This is a genomic window from Sphingobium limneticum, from assembly GCF_008710165.1.
Taxonomy (GTDB): domain Bacteria; phylum Pseudomonadota; class Alphaproteobacteria; order Sphingomonadales; family Sphingomonadaceae; genus Sphingobium; species Sphingobium limneticum.
The window spans coordinates 113,353-131,796 of the sequence record NZ_VYQA01000006.1; the positions used below are offsets into that span (position 1 = coordinate 113,353).

23 protein-coding genes and 1 pseudogene are annotated in these 18,444 nt (G+C 64.2%); 6 read left to right on the forward strand and 18 right to left on the reverse strand.

From position 1 onward, the window contains the following. Positions 1-51: 51 nt before the first annotated feature. The 3 genes from F4U95_RS09830 to F4U95_RS09840 form a co-directional block, all read right to left on the reverse strand. The gene (locus F4U95_RS09830; protein ID WP_172598776.1) at positions 52-378 is read right to left on the reverse strand and encodes a heavy metal-binding domain-containing protein; all 327 of its coding nucleotides are present in this window, start codon (positions 376-378) and stop codon (positions 52-54) included. Positions 379-553: 175 nt separating this feature from the next. Further along, positions 554-796, reverse strand: a complete 243-nt coding sequence (locus tag F4U95_RS09835; protein ID WP_056683669.1) for a DUF2312 domain-containing protein — start codon at positions 794-796, stop codon at positions 554-556. Positions 797-844: 48 nt separating this feature from the next. Continuing rightward, positions 845-1,144, reverse strand: coding sequence for a DUF1244 domain-containing protein (locus tag F4U95_RS09840; protein WP_120250770.1), 300 nt, complete (start codon positions 1,142-1,144; stop codon positions 845-847). Positions 1,145-1,254: 110 nt separating this feature from the next. Here F4U95_RS09840 and pyk point away from each other — a divergent pair, with 110 nt between their 5' ends. Further along, positions 1,255-2,712: a pyruvate kinase gene (gene pyk / locus F4U95_RS09845; protein WP_120250771.1), complete on the forward strand. Its 1,458-nt coding sequence runs from the start codon at positions 1,255-1,257 to the stop codon at positions 2,710-2,712. Between the two features lie 185 nt (positions 2,713-2,897). Here the strand turns inward: pyk and ykgO are convergent, their stop codons facing one another. Then, on the reverse strand, positions 2,898-3,023 hold the full coding sequence (gene ykgO / locus F4U95_RS09850; RefSeq protein ID WP_004210176.1) for a type B 50S ribosomal protein L36: 126 nt from the start codon (positions 3,021-3,023) through the stop codon (positions 2,898-2,900). A 211-nt stretch (positions 3,024-3,234) separates the two neighbouring features. Between ykgO and F4U95_RS09855 the strand changes: the two genes are divergently transcribed. Together F4U95_RS09855 and F4U95_RS09860 are read left to right on the forward strand one after the other, a co-directional pair. Next, on the forward strand, positions 3,235-3,852 hold the full coding sequence (locus tag F4U95_RS09855) for a hypothetical protein (protein ID WP_150425540.1): 618 nt from the start codon (positions 3,235-3,237) through the stop codon (positions 3,850-3,852). Then, positions 3,849-4,979, forward strand: a complete 1,131-nt coding sequence (locus F4U95_RS09860) for a M14 family metallopeptidase (RefSeq protein WP_150425541.1) — start codon at positions 3,849-3,851, stop codon at positions 4,977-4,979. The genes F4U95_RS09855 and F4U95_RS09860 overlap by 4 nt, the downstream gene beginning before the upstream one ends. A gap of 45 nt (positions 4,980-5,024) precedes the next feature. Here the strand turns inward: F4U95_RS09860 and F4U95_RS09865 are convergent, their stop codons facing one another. From F4U95_RS09865 to F4U95_RS09890, 6 genes and pseudogenes are all read right to left on the reverse strand, one after another. Further along, positions 5,025-5,303: a DUF2218 domain-containing protein gene (locus F4U95_RS09865; RefSeq protein WP_150425542.1), complete on the reverse strand. Its 279-nt coding sequence runs from the start codon at positions 5,301-5,303 to the stop codon at positions 5,025-5,027. 2 nt (positions 5,304-5,305) lie between these two features. Then, positions 5,306-5,959, reverse strand: coding sequence for a PadR family transcriptional regulator (locus F4U95_RS09870; RefSeq protein WP_150425543.1), 654 nt, complete (start codon positions 5,957-5,959; stop codon positions 5,306-5,308). Between the two features lie 93 nt (positions 5,960-6,052). Beyond that, positions 6,053-7,302: pseudogene (locus tag F4U95_RS09875) on the reverse strand (threonine synthase). Between the two features lie 104 nt (positions 7,303-7,406). After that, positions 7,407-7,961 carry a nucleotide exchange factor GrpE gene (gene grpE, locus F4U95_RS09880; RefSeq protein ID WP_150425544.1) on the reverse strand — a complete coding sequence of 185 codons (555 nt, stop codon included), beginning with the start codon at positions 7,959-7,961 and terminating at the stop codon, positions 7,407-7,409. Next, complete coding sequence (gene hrcA, locus F4U95_RS09885) at positions 7,958-9,001, reverse strand: heat-inducible transcriptional repressor HrcA (RefSeq protein WP_120250777.1); 1,044 nt, start codon at positions 8,999-9,001, stop codon at positions 7,958-7,960. Before hrcA ends, grpE begins: the two co-directional genes overlap by 4 nt. 31 nt (positions 9,002-9,032) lie before the next feature. Continuing rightward, positions 9,033-9,539 (reverse strand): DUF6438 domain-containing protein, encoded by a 507-nt coding sequence (locus F4U95_RS09890; RefSeq protein ID WP_150425545.1) that lies wholly within the window; start codon positions 9,537-9,539, stop codon positions 9,033-9,035. Between the two features lie 133 nt (positions 9,540-9,672). On the opposite strand from F4U95_RS09890, the gene rph reads away from it, so the two are divergent. Both rph and rdgB read left to right on the forward strand, forming a co-directional pair. Continuing rightward, the gene (rph, locus tag F4U95_RS09895; protein ID WP_120250779.1) at positions 9,673-10,389 is read left to right on the forward strand and encodes a ribonuclease PH; all 717 of its coding nucleotides are present in this window, start codon (positions 9,673-9,675) and stop codon (positions 10,387-10,389) included. A gap of 118 nt (positions 10,390-10,507) precedes the next feature. After that, positions 10,508-11,137 carry an RdgB/HAM1 family non-canonical purine NTP pyrophosphatase gene (gene rdgB / locus F4U95_RS09900; protein WP_150425546.1) on the forward strand — a complete coding sequence of 210 codons (630 nt, stop codon included), beginning with the start codon at positions 10,508-10,510 and terminating at the stop codon, positions 11,135-11,137. Positions 11,138-11,240: 103 nt separating this feature from the next. Here rdgB and F4U95_RS09905 read toward each other — a convergent pair whose 3' ends face one another. After that, positions 11,241-12,017, reverse strand: a complete 777-nt coding sequence (locus F4U95_RS09905) for a hypothetical protein (protein ID WP_150425547.1) — start codon at positions 12,015-12,017, stop codon at positions 11,241-11,243. 65 nt (positions 12,018-12,082) lie between these two features. Further along, positions 12,083-12,754 carry a CAP domain-containing protein gene (locus F4U95_RS09910; protein ID WP_150425548.1) on the reverse strand — a complete coding sequence of 224 codons (672 nt, stop codon included), beginning with the start codon at positions 12,752-12,754 and terminating at the stop codon, positions 12,083-12,085. Between F4U95_RS09910 and hemW the strand changes: the two genes are divergently transcribed. After that, entirely contained in the window at positions 12,753-13,940 is a 1,188-nt protein-coding gene (hemW, locus tag F4U95_RS09915) for a radical SAM family heme chaperone HemW (protein ID WP_150425549.1), read from the forward strand. The genes F4U95_RS09910 and hemW overlap by 2 nt on opposite strands. 4 nt (positions 13,941-13,944) lie before the next feature. Here the strand turns inward: hemW and F4U95_RS09920 are convergent, their stop codons facing one another. The 6 genes from F4U95_RS09920 to leuD all read right to left on the reverse strand — a co-directional run bounded on the left by F4U95_RS09920 (position 13,945) and on the right by leuD (position 18,386). After that, positions 13,945-15,576, reverse strand: a complete 1,632-nt coding sequence (locus F4U95_RS09920) for a M56 family metallopeptidase (RefSeq protein ID WP_150425550.1) — start codon at positions 15,574-15,576, stop codon at positions 13,945-13,947. Beyond that, a complete protein-coding gene (locus F4U95_RS09925; RefSeq protein ID WP_056683720.1) occupies positions 15,573-15,941 on the reverse strand; it encodes a BlaI/MecI/CopY family transcriptional regulator in 369 nt (122 codons plus the stop codon). The genes F4U95_RS09920 and F4U95_RS09925 overlap by 4 nt, the downstream gene beginning before the upstream one ends. 832 nt (positions 15,942-16,773) lie before the next feature. Then, complete coding sequence (gene grxD, locus F4U95_RS09930; RefSeq protein WP_150425551.1) at positions 16,774-17,106, reverse strand: Grx4 family monothiol glutaredoxin; 333 nt, start codon at positions 17,104-17,106, stop codon at positions 16,774-16,776. A 56-nt stretch (positions 17,107-17,162) separates the two neighbouring features. Continuing rightward, positions 17,163-17,396, reverse strand: coding sequence for a BolA/IbaG family iron-sulfur metabolism protein (locus F4U95_RS09935; protein ID WP_093020889.1), 234 nt, complete (start codon positions 17,394-17,396; stop codon positions 17,163-17,165). Between the two features lie 11 nt (positions 17,397-17,407). Continuing rightward, positions 17,408-17,731: a DUF1476 domain-containing protein gene (locus tag F4U95_RS09940; protein ID WP_120250786.1), complete on the reverse strand. Its 324-nt coding sequence runs from the start codon at positions 17,729-17,731 to the stop codon at positions 17,408-17,410. A 58-nt stretch (positions 17,732-17,789) separates the two neighbouring features. Beyond that, positions 17,790-18,386, reverse strand: coding sequence for a 3-isopropylmalate dehydratase small subunit (gene leuD / locus F4U95_RS09945; protein WP_120250787.1), 597 nt, complete (start codon positions 18,384-18,386; stop codon positions 17,790-17,792). Positions 18,387-18,444: the final 58 nt, after the last annotated feature.

The following is an 18,444-nucleotide window of genomic DNA, read 5'->3' on the forward strand; positions in this document are numbered from 1 at the left end:
AAGGGCAACCGCCAGAGCAAGTCAGCCGTCAATCGCTGGCCTTTTACAGGATCAATAGAGGATCGCGGTGCCCGAAGCCGACACCATCAGCATCGACCCGTTGGAGCCGATCACTTCATAGTCCAGGTCCACGCCGACGACGGCATTGGCGCCCAGGCTCGCCGCGCGCGTACGCATTTCGGCGATCGCCTGCTCGCGGGCACGCTGAAGCACATCCTCATAGGCGCCCGATCGCCCGCCCACGATATCGCGGACGCTGGCGAACAGGTCGCGAAACAGGTTGGCACCCACGATCACCTCACCGGTGACGATGCCGAGATACTCCTTCGCGGGCCTCCCCTCCAGACGGCTGGTGGTGCTGACGATAATCTCGGCCATGGGCGCTTCTCCTTTGACGAGGAATCCGGCCTCCGCCGGATTGCCGCACCGGCCCTCTCCCCCACCCAGCCACCCATATGATACTACCGTTGCGTGGCCGGGTGGGGGAGAGGGCCGGTACAGTTCAAAGATACGCGTGAGCGTATCTTACAAAGCGTATCTTACAAACAGCGCCTTATTCCATGCCCAGCGCGGAAAGATAAGTCTGGAGGATCGCTTCCATTTCCTGCCGGTCATGCGGCTGCATCTTACGCAGGCGAATGATCTGACGCATGATCTTGGCGTCGTAACCGGTCGCCTTGGCTTCAAGATAGACGTCCTTGATATCGTCGCCGATGCCCTTCTTTTCCTCTTCCAGGCGCTCGATGCGCTCGATGAGAAGACGTAGCTGGTCGGCTGCGACGTTGCCCTCGCTCATGGGAATCTCCGTTCGTTGTGAAAATGTGAATCAGGTTGGCGGACGCCTCTAATGATTGTCCGCGTTCTTCGCCACACTCTCCTGCATCTTTGCGATCTGCTGAGGCGTGGCTTCGCCCTGATGCTGCGCTTTCCATTGCGCAAAAGGCATGCCGTGGATGATTTCGCGTGCCTGATCCCGCGTCAGATCGCCGTCCGCTTCCGCAATCCAGTCGGCCAGGCAGTTGCGGCAAAAGCCCGCCAATCCCATCAGATCGATATTCTCCACATCGGTGCGATGCTGCAAATGCGCGACCAGACGGCGGAAGGCGGTTGCAGCAACGGCATCTGTGACTATGGTATCGGACATCGGCGCGAGAGACCCTTTCGCTGAAAACTACATCATCCTGTCGTGCAGCATGGATAACGCATAACCTCGCCCCGGCAAACCGGGAGCGATCATGACGCTCAGGAGACGATATGACGACACTACCGCCCCGCTCTCGCAAGGTTCGCATCCTGGCGACCCTTGGTCCCGCGAGCGATACGCCCGAGATGATCCGGGCGCTGTTCGTCGCCGGGGCCGACGCCTTCCGCATCAATATGAGCCATGGCGCGCATGAGGATCATGCCGCGCGCATCGCAATCATCCGCGATCTGGAAAAGGAATTCCATCGGCCGACAACGATCCTGGGCGACCTTCAGGGACCAAAGCTGCGCGTGGGCACGTTCGAAAAGGGCCTGGCCATATTGGAAACCGGCGCGCCCTTCATCCTGGACCAGGACGAAACGCCGGGCGACGCGCGCCGCGTCAACCTGCCCCACCCCGAAATCTACGCCGCGCTGGTGCCCGAAACGCGCCTGTTGCTGGACGATGGCAAGCTGGTGCTGCGGGTCAAGACGATCGGTGAGAATCGCATCGACACCATCGTCGAGGTCGGCGGCACCCTGTCCAATCGCAAGGGCGTGAACGTGCCCGACGTGGTCGTGCCGGTGCCGGCGCTGACCGACAAGGACCGACGCGACCTCAGCTTCGCGATCGAACAGGGGTGCGACTGGATCGCGCTCAGCTTCGTGCAGCGGCCCGAGGATCTGGCCGAAGCGCGCAAGCTGATGGGTGGCTATGGCGCGCTGATGGCGAAGATCGAAAAGCCATCGGCCGTGCAACGGCTGGAAGAGATTATCGAACTGGCCGACGGCGTGATGGTCGCGCGCGGCGATCTGGGCGTCGAACTGCCGCCGCAGGCCGTGCCGCCGCTGCAAAAGCAGATCGTCGCCACCGCGCGGCGCATGGGCCGACCGGTGGTGGTCGCGACCCAGATGCTCGAATCGATGATCAAGTCGCCCTCCCCGACTCGCGCCGAAGTCTCGGACGTCGCCACCGCGGTCTATGACGGCGCGGACGCCATCATGCTGTCGGCGGAAACGGCGGCGGGCGACTGGCCGGTCGAGGCGGTCGCGATGATGGACAGCATCGCACACAGCGTCGAGCGCGATCCCGGCTATTTCGGCCGGCTCCACTATACCGAAACGCGCCCGGACCCGACCACCGCCGACGCGCTGGCCGAAAGCGCCGGCAATATCGTCGATGTCGTGGGCGCCAGCGCCATCACCTGCTTCACCTCGTCGGGCAGCACGGTGCGCCGCGTGGCGCGTGAACGGCCCTCAGCCCCGATCCTGGCGCTGACGCCGCGATCGGACACGGCGCGCAAGCTGGGCTTGACCTGGGGCGTGCATGCCATCCGCACCAAGGATATCGGCAATTTCGAAGAGATGATCGGCAAGGCCCGGCGCATGGCGTTGCGCCATGGCATGGCCGAAAAGGGCGGCAAGATCGTCGTGCTGGCCGGCGTCCCCTTCGGCACGCCTGGGTCGACCAACGTGCTGCACGTCGCAGCGGTGCGCGGCGACGAACTCAAAGGCCGCGACGAAGGCTGAACAAACTGGGGGAGAGGCGCGTGCCTCCCCCATCCTGCCGTCTGGCTCGAACGAAGAATAAGGGAAGGCGATTCGCGCGAATCGCCTTCCGAACCGCGCACAGACGAACGCAGAAAAGCGCCCGATCCACGACCGGGCGCTTTTCTGCGTTACAAGACCTGCACCCGAAGGGGCAGCGCCTGCTTTTAGCCCTGGCGGGCCTTGAAGCGACGGTTGGTCTTGTTGATGACGTAGGTACGGCCGCGACGACGGATCACGCGGTTGTCCCGGTGGCGTCCCTTGAGCGACTTGAGCGAGTTGCGGATCTTCATGGCTAGGCCCTTGATGGAATCTGAATTTGTTCGAAAATCGAAGCGCAGCCCCTATGGGTGAGACGGACCAAAGTCAAGGGCGGCAGCCGCTCTTTTGACTCTGTTCATCCTCCATGCAGCAAGTTCATGGCTTCACGCGTTGGAGGGGATTATGGCCCCCACACCGTCTATAGCACGACATAATAGCCGAATGCCCGTTGGAGTTGAACCCATGTCGAAGCGCCTTCTTTTCCTCGCCGCCATCGCCCTTCCCTTCGGCGCGTGCGCGACGGCCGCCCCGCGCGTGGAAGTGACGCGATTCCATATGGGCAATCCTGCCCGGTCCGGCACTGTCGCGGTCGAGGAAATGCCCGGCAATCCGGACATCAGCCTGGAATTTCGCACTTATGCCGGCGCGGTATCGCAGGAATTCCAGCGAGTCGGTTTCAGCGCCACCGGCGACGGGGCGCAGAGCGACTATGTCGCGCTGGTCAGCTTCAGCCGCACCTTTCGCCCGTCCGGCCCCGATCGCAGCAGCGATCGGCCGGTCAGCGTGGGCATGGGCGGCGGCATCGGCTCGGGCGGTGGCCGTCGTGGCGGCACGTTCGGAGGTCTGGGCCTTGGCGTCGGCATCAACCTGTCGGGCAAGCCCAAGGATATCGTGACGACCGAACTGCACATCCAGCTGCGCCGCCGGTCCGATTCGACTGCGATCTGGGAAGGGCGCGCCTCGACTCAGGCGAAGCAGGGTTCGGCCGCCGCTCAACCCGCTGCCGCCGCGCAGAAACTCGCCGCAGCGCTGATCGGGGGCTATCCCGGTGAATCGGGGCGCACTATAATGGTCAAATGACCATCAGCATCTCCAGCGGCTTTGACAGCGGCAATATTCGCACCCTCTCCATCACCGAGTCTCCCGCCGGCGTCCGCGCCGAGCTGGAGATCGTGACGGATCATCAGAGCGACTTCTACCAATGGTTCCATTTCCGCCTTGCCAATGCGGCCGGTCGCGCGGTGGAACTGGCCATCGTCAATTGTGGCCAGTCGGCCTATCCCGATGGCTGGGCCGGCTATAGCGCCCGTATCAGCGAAGATCGCGAAAATTGGCTGCTGGCCGACACCAGCTATGCCGATGGCACGCTGACCATCCGGCTGGAGCCGGACAGCAATGCCGTGTGGATCGCCTATTTCGCGCCCTATTCGATGGAGCGCCATCACGACCTGATCGCCTGGGCCGCCAGCCAGCCGGGCGTCGAGCATCGCGAACTGGGTCTGACGCTGGACGGCCAGCCGCTCGACAAGCTCACCATCGGCGAAGGCCCCAAGCAGGTGTGGCTCTACGCCCGCCAGCATCCCGGCGAATCGATGGCGGAATGGTGGATGGAAGGCGCGCTGGAGCGGCTGGCCGACGAGGAAGACGCCGTCGCCCGCCTGCTGCGCCAGAAAGCGACGATCCACCTCGTGCCCAACATGAACCCGGACGGCAGCCGTCGCGGCCATCTGCGCACCAATGCGGTGGGCGTGAACCTCAATCGCGAATGGCATGAGCCGACCGCCGAGCGTAGCCCCGAAGTGCTGCTGGTCCGCAATGCGATGGACGAAAGCGGCGTCGATTTCGCCATGGACGTGCATGGCGACGAAGCGATCCCCGCCGTCTTCATCGCAGGGTTCGAAGGCATTCCCTCGATCACTGACAAGCAGGTCCAGCTTTATCATCGCTATCGCGACACGCTGGCCGCGCGCACGCCCGATTTCCAGACGCGGCTCGGCTATCCGGTGGCGGGCGCTGGCAAAGCGAACCTGTCCATGTCCACCAATCAGGTGGCAGAGCGCTTCGGCGCGGTGGCGATGACTCTGGAAATGCCGTTCAAGGACAATGACGACCTGCCCGACGCCGACTTCGGCTGGTCCCCCGCCCGCTCCATCCAGCTGGGCAAGGATTGCCTGGCCGTGCTGGCGGAGATGATCGAAGATATTTGATTGTTCCCCGGCCTTCGCCGGGGAGCGACAAACTGAGCCTGACCTTTACTGCCAATCGAATGGCAGCGGGGCTTCTCGGAAGGCGAAGCGGTCGAGGTGATCCGCGACCACTTGCTTGAACTTCTCCACATCAACGTCAGCGTTCGGCTCGAGCGTCACCACCAGTGCCTCGGGCTGCGCAGCCATCCGGATCGGCCCCATGGGGAAAGCGATAACGCCCTGCTCGGGGCTGAAGTCCGTCTCGAACTTGTGACTCCAATGCTTGCACAGCTGCTGAAGATAGCGGCTGCCATTGGTGGTCGGCACGGTGGCGGTCAGGGTCATATTCAGAGCCTTTCGATCTTGGCGACGGCTTCGTCGATCAGGGCGGCGACGTCGAACATGGTCTGGTTATCCGCGCCTTCCTTTTCAAGGCGTTGCTGGATGGCGAAGCGCAAATTATGCATCGCGCGGCGGACCGGGCCGCCATCGACCCGCTCGGCCTTCTGCGCCATCGACGCCAGCCGCTCCAGCGCCAGGTCGAGCGCCGCCTTGCGCTCTGCGATCTGCGCACGACCCGCGTCGGTGATGGCGAAGCGTTTGCGGCTGCCCTCGCTCGGCTCTTCGACGATCAGGTCCATTTCGGACAACAAGGTCAGGGTCGGATAGACGACGCCGGGGCTGGGCGCATAGGCCTCACCCGACAGTGCCTCGATCGCGCGGATCAGTTCATAGCCATGGCGCGGTTCGTCGGCGATCAGCTTCAGCAGGATCAGCCGCAGCGTCTCATTGTCGAACAAGCGCCGACGACCGCCGCCACCGCCGCCGCGTCCACCGCGACCGCCACCGCGCGGACCGTCCTCACCAAAAGGATCGCCGCCGCCGAACGGGCCGCTATGGCCGCGGCCGAAACCACCGGGGAAAGCGAAGCGGTCATGGCCATGCAAACCGCGATGATGGCCGCCGTGGCGACCGTGAGAATTGTGGGGGTTACGCATCATTTGCTCTTTCATATATGTCATGATGCTTTGCGATATATCTTAAAAATCTCGCTCGTCAAGAGTTAAGATAGATCTTAATTGTATCAAGATATCTTAAAGTGTGGAAAAATCGATCGGCGCGTGCCGGTCCAGCGTGCGGCTCTGATCCTCCAGCGGATATTTGAGGCCACTGGCGCAGTTGAACAGCACCGCTCGCTCATCCCGCCCGATCAGGCCTTCGTCCAATGCACGCTGATAAGCTGCCAGCGTCGCGCCACCTTCGGGACAGAGCAGCAACCCGTCATCGCGCGCCACATCCCGCACCGCCGCCCCGATCGCCGCGTCGGACACCGCCAGCGCCGCCCCACCACCCCACCACTTTCCCGCACAGCCCGCAGGATCAGGAAATCGCCCACCGCCTTGGGCACGCGGATGCCCATGGCGATGGTCTGGGCATCCTCCCAACGCTCGGCAAATTCCACGCCCTGTTCGAACGCCCGGACCATCGGCGCGCAGCCTTCGGCCTGTACCGCAAACATCTTGGGACGCTTGGAGCCGATGAAACCGATCTTCTCCAGTTCGTCGAACGCCTTCCACATGCCGATCAGGCCGGTGCCGCCGCCAGTGGGGTAGAAGATCGCATCGGGTAGTTCCCAACCGAGCTGTTCGGCCAGTTCCAGCCCCATCGTCTTCTTGCCCTCGATCCGATAGGGTTCTTTCAGCGTCGAGAAGTCGAACCAGCCGCGTGCCTTGACGCCCTGCCCCACGATCGCGCCGCAATCGTCGATATAGCCGTTGACGCGATAGACGCGCGCGCCCTGCGCCGCGATTTCCCGCACGTTGATTTCGGGCGTGTCGGCGGGGCAGAAAATCACCGATTCCATACCCGCGACGGCAGCATAGGCGGCCAGCGCCGCGCCGGCATTGCCGTTTGTGGGCATGGCGACCTGCGTCACACCCAGTTCCTTCGCCATGGACACGGCCATGACAAGTCCGCGCGCCTTGAAAGAGGCGGTCGGCAGCCGCCCTTCATCCTTGGCCAGTAGATGCGCGCCACCCAGCCGCTTGGCCGTGCGCGGCAGCGGAATGAGCGGCGTCGCATTCTCGCCAAGGCTCACGATATTGGCCGTCTGCCGCACCGGCAGCAATTCGCGCCAGCGCCAAAGGTCCATCGGCCGCTCTGCCAGCGCGTCCTTGGTCAGCGTCGCGCGCACGCCGTCCAGATCATAGCGCACCAGCAACGGCTTCCCCGCCGCCGACAGCCCATGCAGCTTGTCCGCCTCATAGCGCTCGCCGGTCAGCGAACATTCGAGATGGGTGACGAAGGTCGGGCGGTCGGTGGTGAGGTTGAGGTCGTGAAACACAAGAATCTCCGTTCGGGCTGAGCCTGTCGAAGCCCCGCCCTTCTCTTTGAGAAAGTGGGGCCTTTCGGCAGGCTCAGGGCGAACGGGATATACAACCCGGTTGGTTAGTCCGGCTTCTTCGCCACGCTGACCATGGCGGGGCGCAGCAGGCGGTCCTTGATCATGTAGCCGGCCTGCATTTCGACCAGCACGGTGCCCGGCTCGGCATCGGCCGACGGGATTTCCATCACGGCCTGATGCTTGTTGGGGTCAAGCGGCTGGCCGACCGACTCCAGCTTGGTCACGCCATTGCGACCGAACACGCTGTCCAGTTCGCGGCCGGTGGCCTCCAGGCCCACGACCAGGCTCTTGAATTTCTCATCATCCCGCAATTCAGCCGGGATCGCGGCCAGCGCACGGCTCAGATTGTCGGCGACCGACAATATGTCGCGCGCGAACGCGGTCGACGCATAGGACCGCGCATCGGCCAGCTCCTTTTCCAGCCGGCGGCGCACATTCTGCGTGTCGGCGTGGGCGTAGAGAATATCCTGCTTCGCGGTGGCGAGTTCGGCCTCCAGCGCGACGATCTTCTCCGCTGCGGCGTCTCCGGCCGGTGCCGCATCCTCGGGCAGCGCGTCCACGACTTCGGTGTTTTCGATATTGTCTTTGTCTTCGCTCATCTCATCAATCTCGATAGCGTCTGTGCTGTGAAATCCACCATGGGGATCACCCGCGCATAGTTCAAGCGTGTGGGGCCGATCACGCCGACCACGCCGACGACCCGGCCGTCCGCGCCACGGTAGGGCGCGGCTATGACCGAAGAACCCGACAGGGAAAAGAGCTTGTTTTCCGAGCCGATGAAGATTTTGGTCGCGCTGCCGGCCAATGCGCCGCGCAGCAGGTCCAATATTTCCTGCTTGCCCTCCAGCTGCTCCAGCAATTGCCGCGCCCGTTCCAGGTCGGCGGCCGCGCCATCGTCCAGCAAATGCGACTGGCCGCGCACGATCAGCACCGGCCGATCGTCGGCATCATGCGACCAGATGGCGAGGCCCCGCGCCGCCAGATCCCGTGCGCTATTGTCGAGTGCGTGCCGCTCCGCCTCCATCTCCCGCGTCAGCGCCTCGCCCGCCTGCCGCAGCGTCAGGCCGCCGAACCGCGCCGACATGAAATTGGCTGCTTCGTTGAGCGCGATCGGGCTGACGCCTTCGGGCAGGTCCAGCACGCGATTTTCGACCGACCCGTCCTGCCCCACCAAAACGGCAAGCGCCTGACGCGCATTCAACGGTACGAAACCGAACTGGCGCAGCACCGGCTCGCGCTTGGGCACCATGACGATGCCGGCACAGGCCGAAAGGCCCGACAGCGTTGCCGTGGCGGCGGACAGCGCTTCCTCGATCGGCCCGCTTTCGGATATGCCCGCCTCGATCGCGCGGCGCTCCTCGGCCGACGGCTCGGCCGCCTGCATCATGCCGTCGACGAACAGCCGCAGCCCCGTCTCGGTCGGCATGCGCCCGGCGGACGTATGCGGCGCGGCGAGCAGGCCCAGCTCCTCCAGATCCTGCATGACGTTGCGGATGGAGGCGGGCGACAGGCTGAGCGAGGCCATCTTGCTGATGGTGCGCGACCCCACCGGCATGCCCGTGCCCAGATAGCTTTCCACCACCAGGCGAAAGACATCGCGCGCGCGATCGTTCAGTTCGGATATGGGGGTGATCGACATGCTGTCTATCTAGGCAGGTCGGTGCGCGCGCTCAAGGCGTCACCGCCTTGGGATTGAGCATATGCTGCACGTCCAATATCTTGGGCACGGACGCGATCGCCACGCGCAGCTTGCCATGGCGCGGGTCCATGCAGCCCGACTGGAAATCCAGCCGCGTCGGCTGCTGCCCCGGCCGGCTCCATTCCACGCTATAGCTGGGCATATCCGTGGCGAAGCGGGTGCAGCTTTTCTGGTCGATCTTTTGCGTGGTGCCCGTCGCCGGGCGATGCGGCGCCAGCGTCGCCAGCAGCTTGCGATATTGCACCCGGCTGATGGTGAAGCGCGTCGGCCCCGGCACAGATGTGAAGCGTTCCGGCGTCAACAGGCCCGCGCCATCGGGCGACACCTGCACCGTATAGGCCGGGCATGCCCCGAAGCAGCGCCCCGCCGTAAAGCGGATCACGTCGCCCGGCGCCTTGGGCGGCTCCAGCCCTTCCTGCTCCGCCATGCATCCCGTCAATGCCAACAGCCCGGCTGCGACCCAGATTTTTATCGTCATAACCCTTCATATCGTCCAAATTGCGGTCTGGACACTGGCAACTCGTCCCATCGACCGCTAAGCGGCGCTTTAAGTGCGCCGTTGGGCGCATTGGCGGCGCCTGTCGCCTCTCAAACGCTTCGGAGTAGAAATTATGCGTCCTTCCGGCCGCGCGCCCGACCAGATGCGCGATATCACCATGGAACCCGGCTTCACCATCCACGCGGAAGGGTCTTGCTTGATCAGCTTCGGCGATACGCGCGTGCTCTGCACCGCCTCGATCGAAGAAAAGGTGCCCCCCTTCCTGCGCGGCAAGGGGTCGGGCTGGGTCACGGCCGAATATGGCATGCTGCCCCGCGCTACCCACACCCGCGGCAGCCGTGAAGCGGCCAAGGGCAAGCAGTCGGGCCGTACCCAGGAAATCCAGCGCCTGATCGGCCGCTCGCTGCGCACGGTCGTGGACTTGAAGAAGCTGGGCGAGCGCCAGATCGTGGTCGATTGCGACGTGATCCAGGCCGATGGCGGCACGCGTACGGCGGCCATTTCCGGCAGCTGGGTCGCGCTGCGCATCGCAGTGGACAAGCTGCTCGCCTCGGGTGCCCTTACCGAAGACCCGATCATTCAGAAGGTCGCGGCGATCAGCTGCGGTATCTATAACGGCACCCCAGTCCTCGACCTCGACTATGCCGAAGACAGCAATGCCGAAACCGACGCCAACCTGATCCTGACCGGTGACGGCAAGTTCGCCGAAGTGCAGGCGACGGCTGAAGGCGCGGCCTATGACGAGGAAGAGCTGCTCCGCCTGCTCCGCCTCGCCCGCATCGGTTGCGCGAAAATCTTCGCGGCACAGGATGTGGCGACCGGGCGTTAAGCAATTGCCGTCACCCCGGGCTTGAGCCGGGGTCTCGCTTTCCTTTGACTGGCTCGAAGAACAAGCGAGATCCCGGCTCAAGGCCGGGGTGACGAGATTAAGAAGGCAAGGGTAGACAATGAGTGACGATTTCGGACAGGAACAGGCGATCCGCAAGCTGAAGCCGGGCAGACTGGTGATCGCCAGCCACAATCCCGGCAAGGTACGCGAAATCGCCGCCTTGCTCGGCCCCTATGGGATCGAGCCTATTTCCGCCGCGTCGCTCGACCTGCCCGAACCGGAAGAAACCGGCACCACCTTCATCGCCAATGCGGAATTGAAGGCGATGCAGGCGGCCGACCTCTCCGGCCTGCCCGCCCTTGCCGACGATAGCGGCCTGTGCGTCGAAGCACTGGGCGGCGATCCCGGCCTGTTTTCGGCACGCTGGGCCGGCCCCACCAAGGATTTCGGCATGGCGATGCAGCTGGTATGGGACGGCGTGCAGGCCAAGGGGCCGGACGCCAGCCACAGCGCCCATTTCGTCTGCGCCCTCGCCCTCGCCTGGCCCGACGGCCATGTCGAGGCGTTCGAGGGGCGGATCGACGGCACATTGGTCTGGCCTCCGCGTGGCCAGAATGGCTTCGGCTATGATGCGATGTTCCAGCCGCTGGACCACGCCATCAGCTTCGGTGAGATGGACCCGGACGCCAAACATGCCATGAGCCACCGCGCCAAGGCCTTCGAGCAACTGGTCGCGGCGGTCATTTAAGAAGGCGGGATAACGTCCTGCCGGATCGTCATCGCGAGCGTAGCGAAGCAATCCATAGTCGCGCCAGTGGATTGCTTCGCTACGCTCGCAATGACGGCGCGGATCAATCCCAACCCGCGGGCACCGCCTTCAGCTTCGCCTGGCCGATATGCCAGCGCAGCTGGGCGGGCGTGGCGCCGTCCACATCGTTGACGCGCCGCACCACATAATCGCCGACGAAGCGCTGGCGCGTCCCGTCCAGCAGCTGCGAATCGACCGTCACCGGCACCGTCTGGTAAATCGAACCCGCGCCACCATCGCCCGGCGCCAGCTTGCTGCCGATCGTCACCCGCGTCGACCGGGTGCCGGCAAAGCCCGCCTGAAACTTGTCCAATGTCTGGTTGGGCGGACCATCCTCCCCCCATTGTGCCCAGGCCGTGGCATAGTCGCGGGCGTTGATGGCCGAATAATAACGCTGCACCACCGCGACCGCCGCCGCCATGCTCTTGGGCGCGGGATCGCATCCCTGCATCGGTTCGCCCTTGCCATCGAACAGGGCGCAGCTGCGGGCAATCTCATCCTCGATCATGGCGCAGCTGTTGGCGGCATTGCAGGGTGGCCGGGTGGCGGGCGAAACATTGCGGCAGACGGCGACCCGCTTGGCTGCTGCTGCGGCCCCGATATCGGCGGCACAGGACAACGGTTCTGCGTCTTGGGCAACGGGTGCGGGCATCGGGCTTTGTGCGGCACCCGCATTGACCGGCGATGGGGCCACCGGTGCAGCGTCATTGGCGCTGGCTACCGCGTCCGCCTTATGCTCCGGCTGCGACGGCCCGCCACAGGCGCCGAGCGCCAACAGCGCACAGCCCGAGATCATCCATGACAGTGCTGCGTGGCGCATCCTCTTCTCCTCTGGCGGCTTCATCTGCTCAATGCCCACCACCAGGAGAAATATCCATCGCCGCCTTACGGACCGACGCTGGCGACCTGCGTTTGCGCCATCGGTGCTGCATCATCCGCGTCCAGCGGACCCTTGCCAAAGGCGTTGCCGGCCGGGAAGTATCGGCAGACCAGATAGTCCGCATTCGCCCCCTCGCCCAGCGCGCAGCCGACCTTGCGCGTCCCGCGCCAGATCATCTGGGTATAATGGCCGACATCCTGCCAGCGCCCGGTGGCGCTCATGTCGGGCAGCTTGCCCGCGATCCGGGTCAGCCGCTTTTCCTCCAGAAACGATCCGACCATCGCCCCATAGCCGTAGAGGCGGCGCGGGCCCATCCACAGATTTTCGCCGCTGGGGATGGCGCGGCCGGTGCGGGGCGAATGGCGGAACAGGCCGCTACGCGCCATATCGTCGGCATAGCGGGCGGCATCGGCCGCCAGCGCATCGTCCCAGTCCAGCAGCGGCAGGCCGAGCGAGGCACGCTCCTCATTATGCGCGTCGAGCATGACCGACCGCAGCAACGCGGTCCCGCGCGGCGCTTCTTCCATGCCATAATAAGCAGCGGGCATGACCGTGCCGGTGGCGAGTGGCGCGACCAGTGCTGCACCATCCGACGCCGCCTGCGCACCCGTCCCACAGAGCATGATCGCCACCCATAGCGAAGCGCGCAAAAATTCTTTAGGGCTGCCCCCAGCCATGTCGTCTCTTAACCCCCAAATCGCAACGGTCCCAGACCATGTCCGCGCCGACGCTCAAGCCTTATATATCCATTGGCCCTTTTGCGTTTCCAAATGTCCCTACTGCGATTTTAACAGTCATGTCCGCGACGGCGTGGATATTCCGGCATGGGAGGCCGCGCTGCTGGCCGACATGGCGCATGAGGCGGCGCTGACACCAGGCCGTCCACTCTCCTCCATCTTCTTTGGCGGCGGCACCCCCTCGCTGATGCCGCCCGCGCTGGTCGAAACGCTGATCGGCGCGGCGGAGCGCCATTGGGGCTTCACCCCGGACATAGAGATCACGCTGGAGGCCAATCCCAATTCGGTCGAGGCGGCGCGCTTTGCGGATCTGGCCGGCGCCGGGGTCAACCGCACCTCGCTCGGCCTTCAGGCGCTCGACAATCAGGCGCTCCATTTCCTCGGCCGCGCCCATGACGTGACGGAGGGGCTGGCCGCGCTCGACACGGCGCAGCGCGTGTTCGATCGGGTGAGCTTCGACCTGATCTACGCCCGTCCCGACCAGAGCGAAGCGGATTGGGAAGCGGAACTGGGGCGCGCCCTCTCCTTCGGCACCGGGCATCTGTCGCTCTATCAGTTGACGATCGAGCCGGGCACGCGCTTTGCCACTTTGGTGGCGCAGAACAAGCTGACGCCCGCCGATCCCGATCATGGCGCCACGCTTTATGAACTGACGCAGGCGATGACCGGTGCGGCCGGCATTCCCGCTTATGAAATCAGCAACCATGCCCGGCCGGGGCAGGAAAGCCGCCATAACCTCGTCTACTGGCGCTATGGCGACTATGCCGGGATCGGGCCAGGCGCGCATGGGCGGCGTGGCGGCATGGCGACGCTGCGGCACAAGAAGCCGGAAAACTGGATGGGTGCCGTATCCCGCAACGGCCATGGCATTCAGAGCGAGGAGCCATTGGTGCCGGAGGACCGTGCCCGTGAGGCGTTGCTGATGGGATTGCGGCTGGGCGAAGGGGTGGATCTCGCCCGGATCGCCGCCCAGTCCGGAATCCGGGCGGACCGTCTGGTAGACGAACGGGCCATCGCCCAACTGACCGACCTTGGCCTCATCCGCCTGACCGGCGACCATTTGCAGGTGGCGCCGGCAGGGATGCTCCTGCTCGACGCCATCCTGCCCGAAGTTGTGGCGGTCTGAACAATCAGTTCCTGTTGCGATCCAGTGCTGCAATTTCATCGTCGATGTCGCGCAGAGCGTCAGCCTGATCCTTGGCGGGCATCCGGCTGTTGGCGATCTGGATACGTGCGTTCATCAACCCGCGCCGTGCCGCCAGCTTGCCCATGCGTTCAGCCCGCGCACCTTCACGTTCGGCCAGTGCGGCCTGCCGTTCTGCCAAAGCTTCGGCGCGACTGGCCTGCAATTCCGCACGGCGGGCCTGCGCCTCGATCGCGGCGTTGCAAATGCGGACACGGATTTGCCGCTGCCCCTTGGCATCGACCCATTCACGATGCGTGCTAACCTGGCTCGCATTCCCGTCGCATCCATCGCGAACATCGACATTCGGCACCATGCGGGCAATCTCTGCCTCGGTCGGAATACGATGGGTTTCGACGCGGCCGTCGGCATGGGTGACGGTGATGCGATTCTTTTCGCTGCGCACGATCGGCGGCGCGGGCGGTACGGGCGCGACCGGGGCGATCATGTCGGCGGCGGGCACGATCGGCGCCGGCGGAACCATGGGCGCAGGCGAGGACCATGCGTCATCGCCAGCCTTCACCGCAGGGACGGCAGGCATAGTCGGTACGGCGGGGACCGCCGCAACGCTGGCTGTCGCCGGCACGCTGGCGGTGGCGGGTTGCGACACCAGGTCGGACAATTTGGCGAAGTCGGCGCTTTCCACCTTGTCGGTGATCGCCGCCATCTGCTGCGCGGCGCGGCTGCCCGATGCGGTGAGCGCCAGGCCAGCGGCGGTGACGATGGCGACGGCGGCCATGCCCCAGCTGATGCGCTGAAGCGAAATGTCATGGTTGGACAGCATTTTCAGCCTCCCCTTGAGCGTGGTGATACGGGTGAGATGGCAGGCCCCGGCAAATTGCCGACCGCCGGCCGCCTTCAATATGGCGCGACCATAGGCATGCGCCTGATCGCGGCCGTAAAGCGAAAGGACGCGCGCGTCGCAGGCGGTTTCCTGATCGGCGCGATAGGCGCGATAGGCGCGATAGGCGACGGGATTGCACCAATGGACGGCCAGCAACAGCAAGGCGATCATGTTGGCGGCCAGATCGCGCCGCTCATGATGCGCCCGTTCATGGGCGATCGCCATATCCTGTTCCTGCGCGTCGTAGCGCAGGGCGAAATCGGCCGGCAGCACGATGTATGGCCGCCACACGCCAAAGGCGAGCGGGCCGGACGCATGCGGGCTGGAGATGAGGCGGATGCGCCCTTCCTCCCCGATCGGGGTGGCGCCGTCCAGCATATGGCGGCGGAAACGGGTATAGCCCACCGCCTGCACGATCAGAAAAACGACCATGCCGGCGAACCAGAGCGAAAGGCCAGCCTCCAGCCAGGGGAAGGTCGGGGCCATGGCGACGACAGGCGTAGCGGGCGGCACGGTCAACAGGTCGGGCAGACCCGCCTGATCGACCGCCAGATGCAGCGGCGAAGGATCGATGTCGCAGGGCAAAGCCGGCATCACCATCCGCGCCAGCGGCAGCGCCCAGAGCAGATAGGCCGCCCCGGCCCCCAGCCAGCGCGCGACCGGCCGCCGCAACATCATGACCAGCGCCATCAGCAAGGTGGTGGCGATCAGCGTTTCGGCCAGCCAGACGCTCATGATTTCAGCCCCTTCAGGATTGCCTCAAGCTCGGCGATATCGTCCGCCGTCAATTGATCCTGTTGCGCCAACTGGGCGACCAGCGGCGATATGCGCCCGCCGAACAGCCGGTTGACGAGACGCCCGCCTTCACCGGCGACATAATCGTCGCGGGCCACCATCGGGCGATAGAGAAAACGGCGGCCATCCTGATCGGCAGCGATGACATCCTTGGCCATCAACCGCGACAACAGGGTCTTGACCGTTTGCAGGCTCCAGTCGCGGTCGGTGGCGACGCGGTCGGCAACGTCATTGGCAGTCTGCGGCGCGGCTTCCCACAGCGCCTCCATCACCACCAGTTCCGCTTCGCTGATCTTCTCGCTCACGTCTTCTCACCCGCTGGCCGGATACCCGACTCGATGTTTAACAACCACAGATGTAGTCGCATTGATTACAGATGTAGTCAATAGCCGTTCGCAGGCCTGTCCTTGAATGGCTTCACGTTGAAAAAGCCGGAAAATGTCGGAAATTTTGACAGATGGCGCGGACCGTCTCGGCGCGTTAACCTTTAGAACCCGCAGCTTCCCGCGATCGCCCCAAATTGGCACGGCCATTGCGACTTTAGTCGCGTTCCCACCGTTCAACTACCGGGGGATGCAGGCAGTCTCCGCTCCGCATCCCCCACCCGGTGGCCCTCCCCCCATTTCAAGTCACACCAACGCGACGCGCGAAGTTCACACCGTTGCAGGCCCCTATGCGTGCACGAAGCGCGCGCGAGGCTTTCGCCAAGTATCACCGGCGCGACAGGCGCACGACATCGGCGCGCCATCGGCGTTACAGCGACGCGACGCGCAAGCGTCCGTTGGTAACGGGCCGCGGGCCATTGGCGGGTGGATGAGGATGGCGTCATCCCGCAGGATAGATCAGAGAAAATCCTACATTGGAAGGATGATGGCGTCGCGGGCACTCATCCTTCTCCCCTGGAGGAAGAAGGATACGAAGCCTTGGCGCGTAGCGTCTAGGCGGAGTTGGATGAGGGGTTGGCGCAAGGTTGGCATATTATCGTGAGGCTGCCCCCTCACCCAGCTTCGACTAAGGCAGCAAGCTGCCAAGTCTGCGCAGCCCTCTCCCCCTCGGGGAGAGGGATAAAAGCCCCCCGCCAACAAAAAAGGCGGCCCGTTCCCGGACCGCCTTCCCTATTCCCGATCATACCCCCGCTCAGTTGGCGGCGGCGATGCCCTGGTCGGTCAGAAGCTGGCTCAGTTCGCCCGCTTCATACATTTCCATCATGATGTCGCTGCCGCCGACAAATTCGCCCTTCACATAGAGCTGGGGGATGGTCGGCCAGTCGGAGAAGGCCTTGATGCCCTGACGCACGCCCTGGTCCTGCAACACGTCGACCGTTTCATAGGTCACGCCCAGATGCTCCAGGATCGCGATCGCGCGGCTGGAAAAACCGCATTGCGGGAAGAGCGGCGTGCCCTTCATGAAAAGCACCACGTCATTGCTCTTGACGATGTCGGCAATCCGCTGCTGCACGGCGTCGGTCATGTGAAAAGTTCCATTCCTGTCTGGCGCCCATCCGATAGGCGCGAATCTCTGTCCCGTTAGTTGGGAACGGCGGTGGTCAGTTGCAAGGCGTGAAGCACGCCCCCCATCCGTCCGCCCAGCGCCGCATAGACGGCACGCTGCTGCGCAACGCGGCTAAGCCCACGAAAGCTTTCCGCCACGACCTTCGCCGCATAATGATCGCCATCGCCGGCCAGATCGGTAATTTCGACCTGCGCGTCGGGAATGGCGGCGCGGATCATGTCCGCAATATCGTCGGCTGCCATCGGCATGGGATTAAGCCTTACTGTACTTCGATGAACTGGCGGCGGGCGATCACGGCCTGCTCGTCCAGTGCGGTGCGCACGCCCGCTTCGTCGATATCCACGCCGGCCGACGTCATATCGCCCACCAGCTTGCGGATGACATCTTCGTCGCCCGCTTCCTCGAAATCGGCCTGCACCACCGCCTTGGCATAGGCGTCGGTTTCTTCCGGGGTCAGGCCCATCTTGACCGCCGCCCATTCGCCCAGCAGCCGGTTGCGGCGCGCCTGGATGCGGAACTCCAGTTCCTGGTCATGGGCGAACTTGTTTTCGAACGCCTTTTCGCGATCGTCGAAAGTGGTCATGCGTCAAAAGCCCTGTTGCAAGCGGTATCTGAGCCAAGAGATAGGCAGAAGCGTCGCATTACGCAACGGCAGCAGGCACGATCCAGGGACGATCCTGCGCCTGCCTGGCTTCATAGCCGTCGATCACGTCGCTCTGATCCAGCGTCAGGCCAATTTCGTCCAGACCGCCGAGCAGGCAATGTTTGCGGAACGGGTCGATCTCGAACGCGAACCGGTCCTGAAACTGGGTAGTGACGGACTGCGATTCCAGATCGACATGGATAGGGTCCGTCTTCGCCACTTCCAGCAGCCGATCCACCGCATCCTGCGGCAAAACCACCGTCAAAATGCCGTTCTTGAACGCATTGCCGGAGAAGATGTCGGAGAAGCTGGGCGCGATCACCACCTTGATACCCAGGTCGCCGAGCGCCCAGGCGGCATGTTCGCGGCTGGAGCCGCAGCCGAAATTGTCGCCCGCGATCAGGATCGGGCTGCCGGCATATTCGGGATCGTCGAAGACGTTGCCCGGTTCCTTGCGCAGCACTTCGAACGCGCCCTTGCCAAGGCCGTTGCGCGAAATGGTCTTCAGCCAATGGGCCGGGATGACGATGTCGGTGTCGACATTCTTCATCCCGAACGGATAGGCCCGGCCGTCTACGGTCGTCAGCTTGTCCATCAGTGAACCTTCTTCGCCTCAACAGCCGGCGTATCTTCGGCCCGGCCCAGGGTCGCGG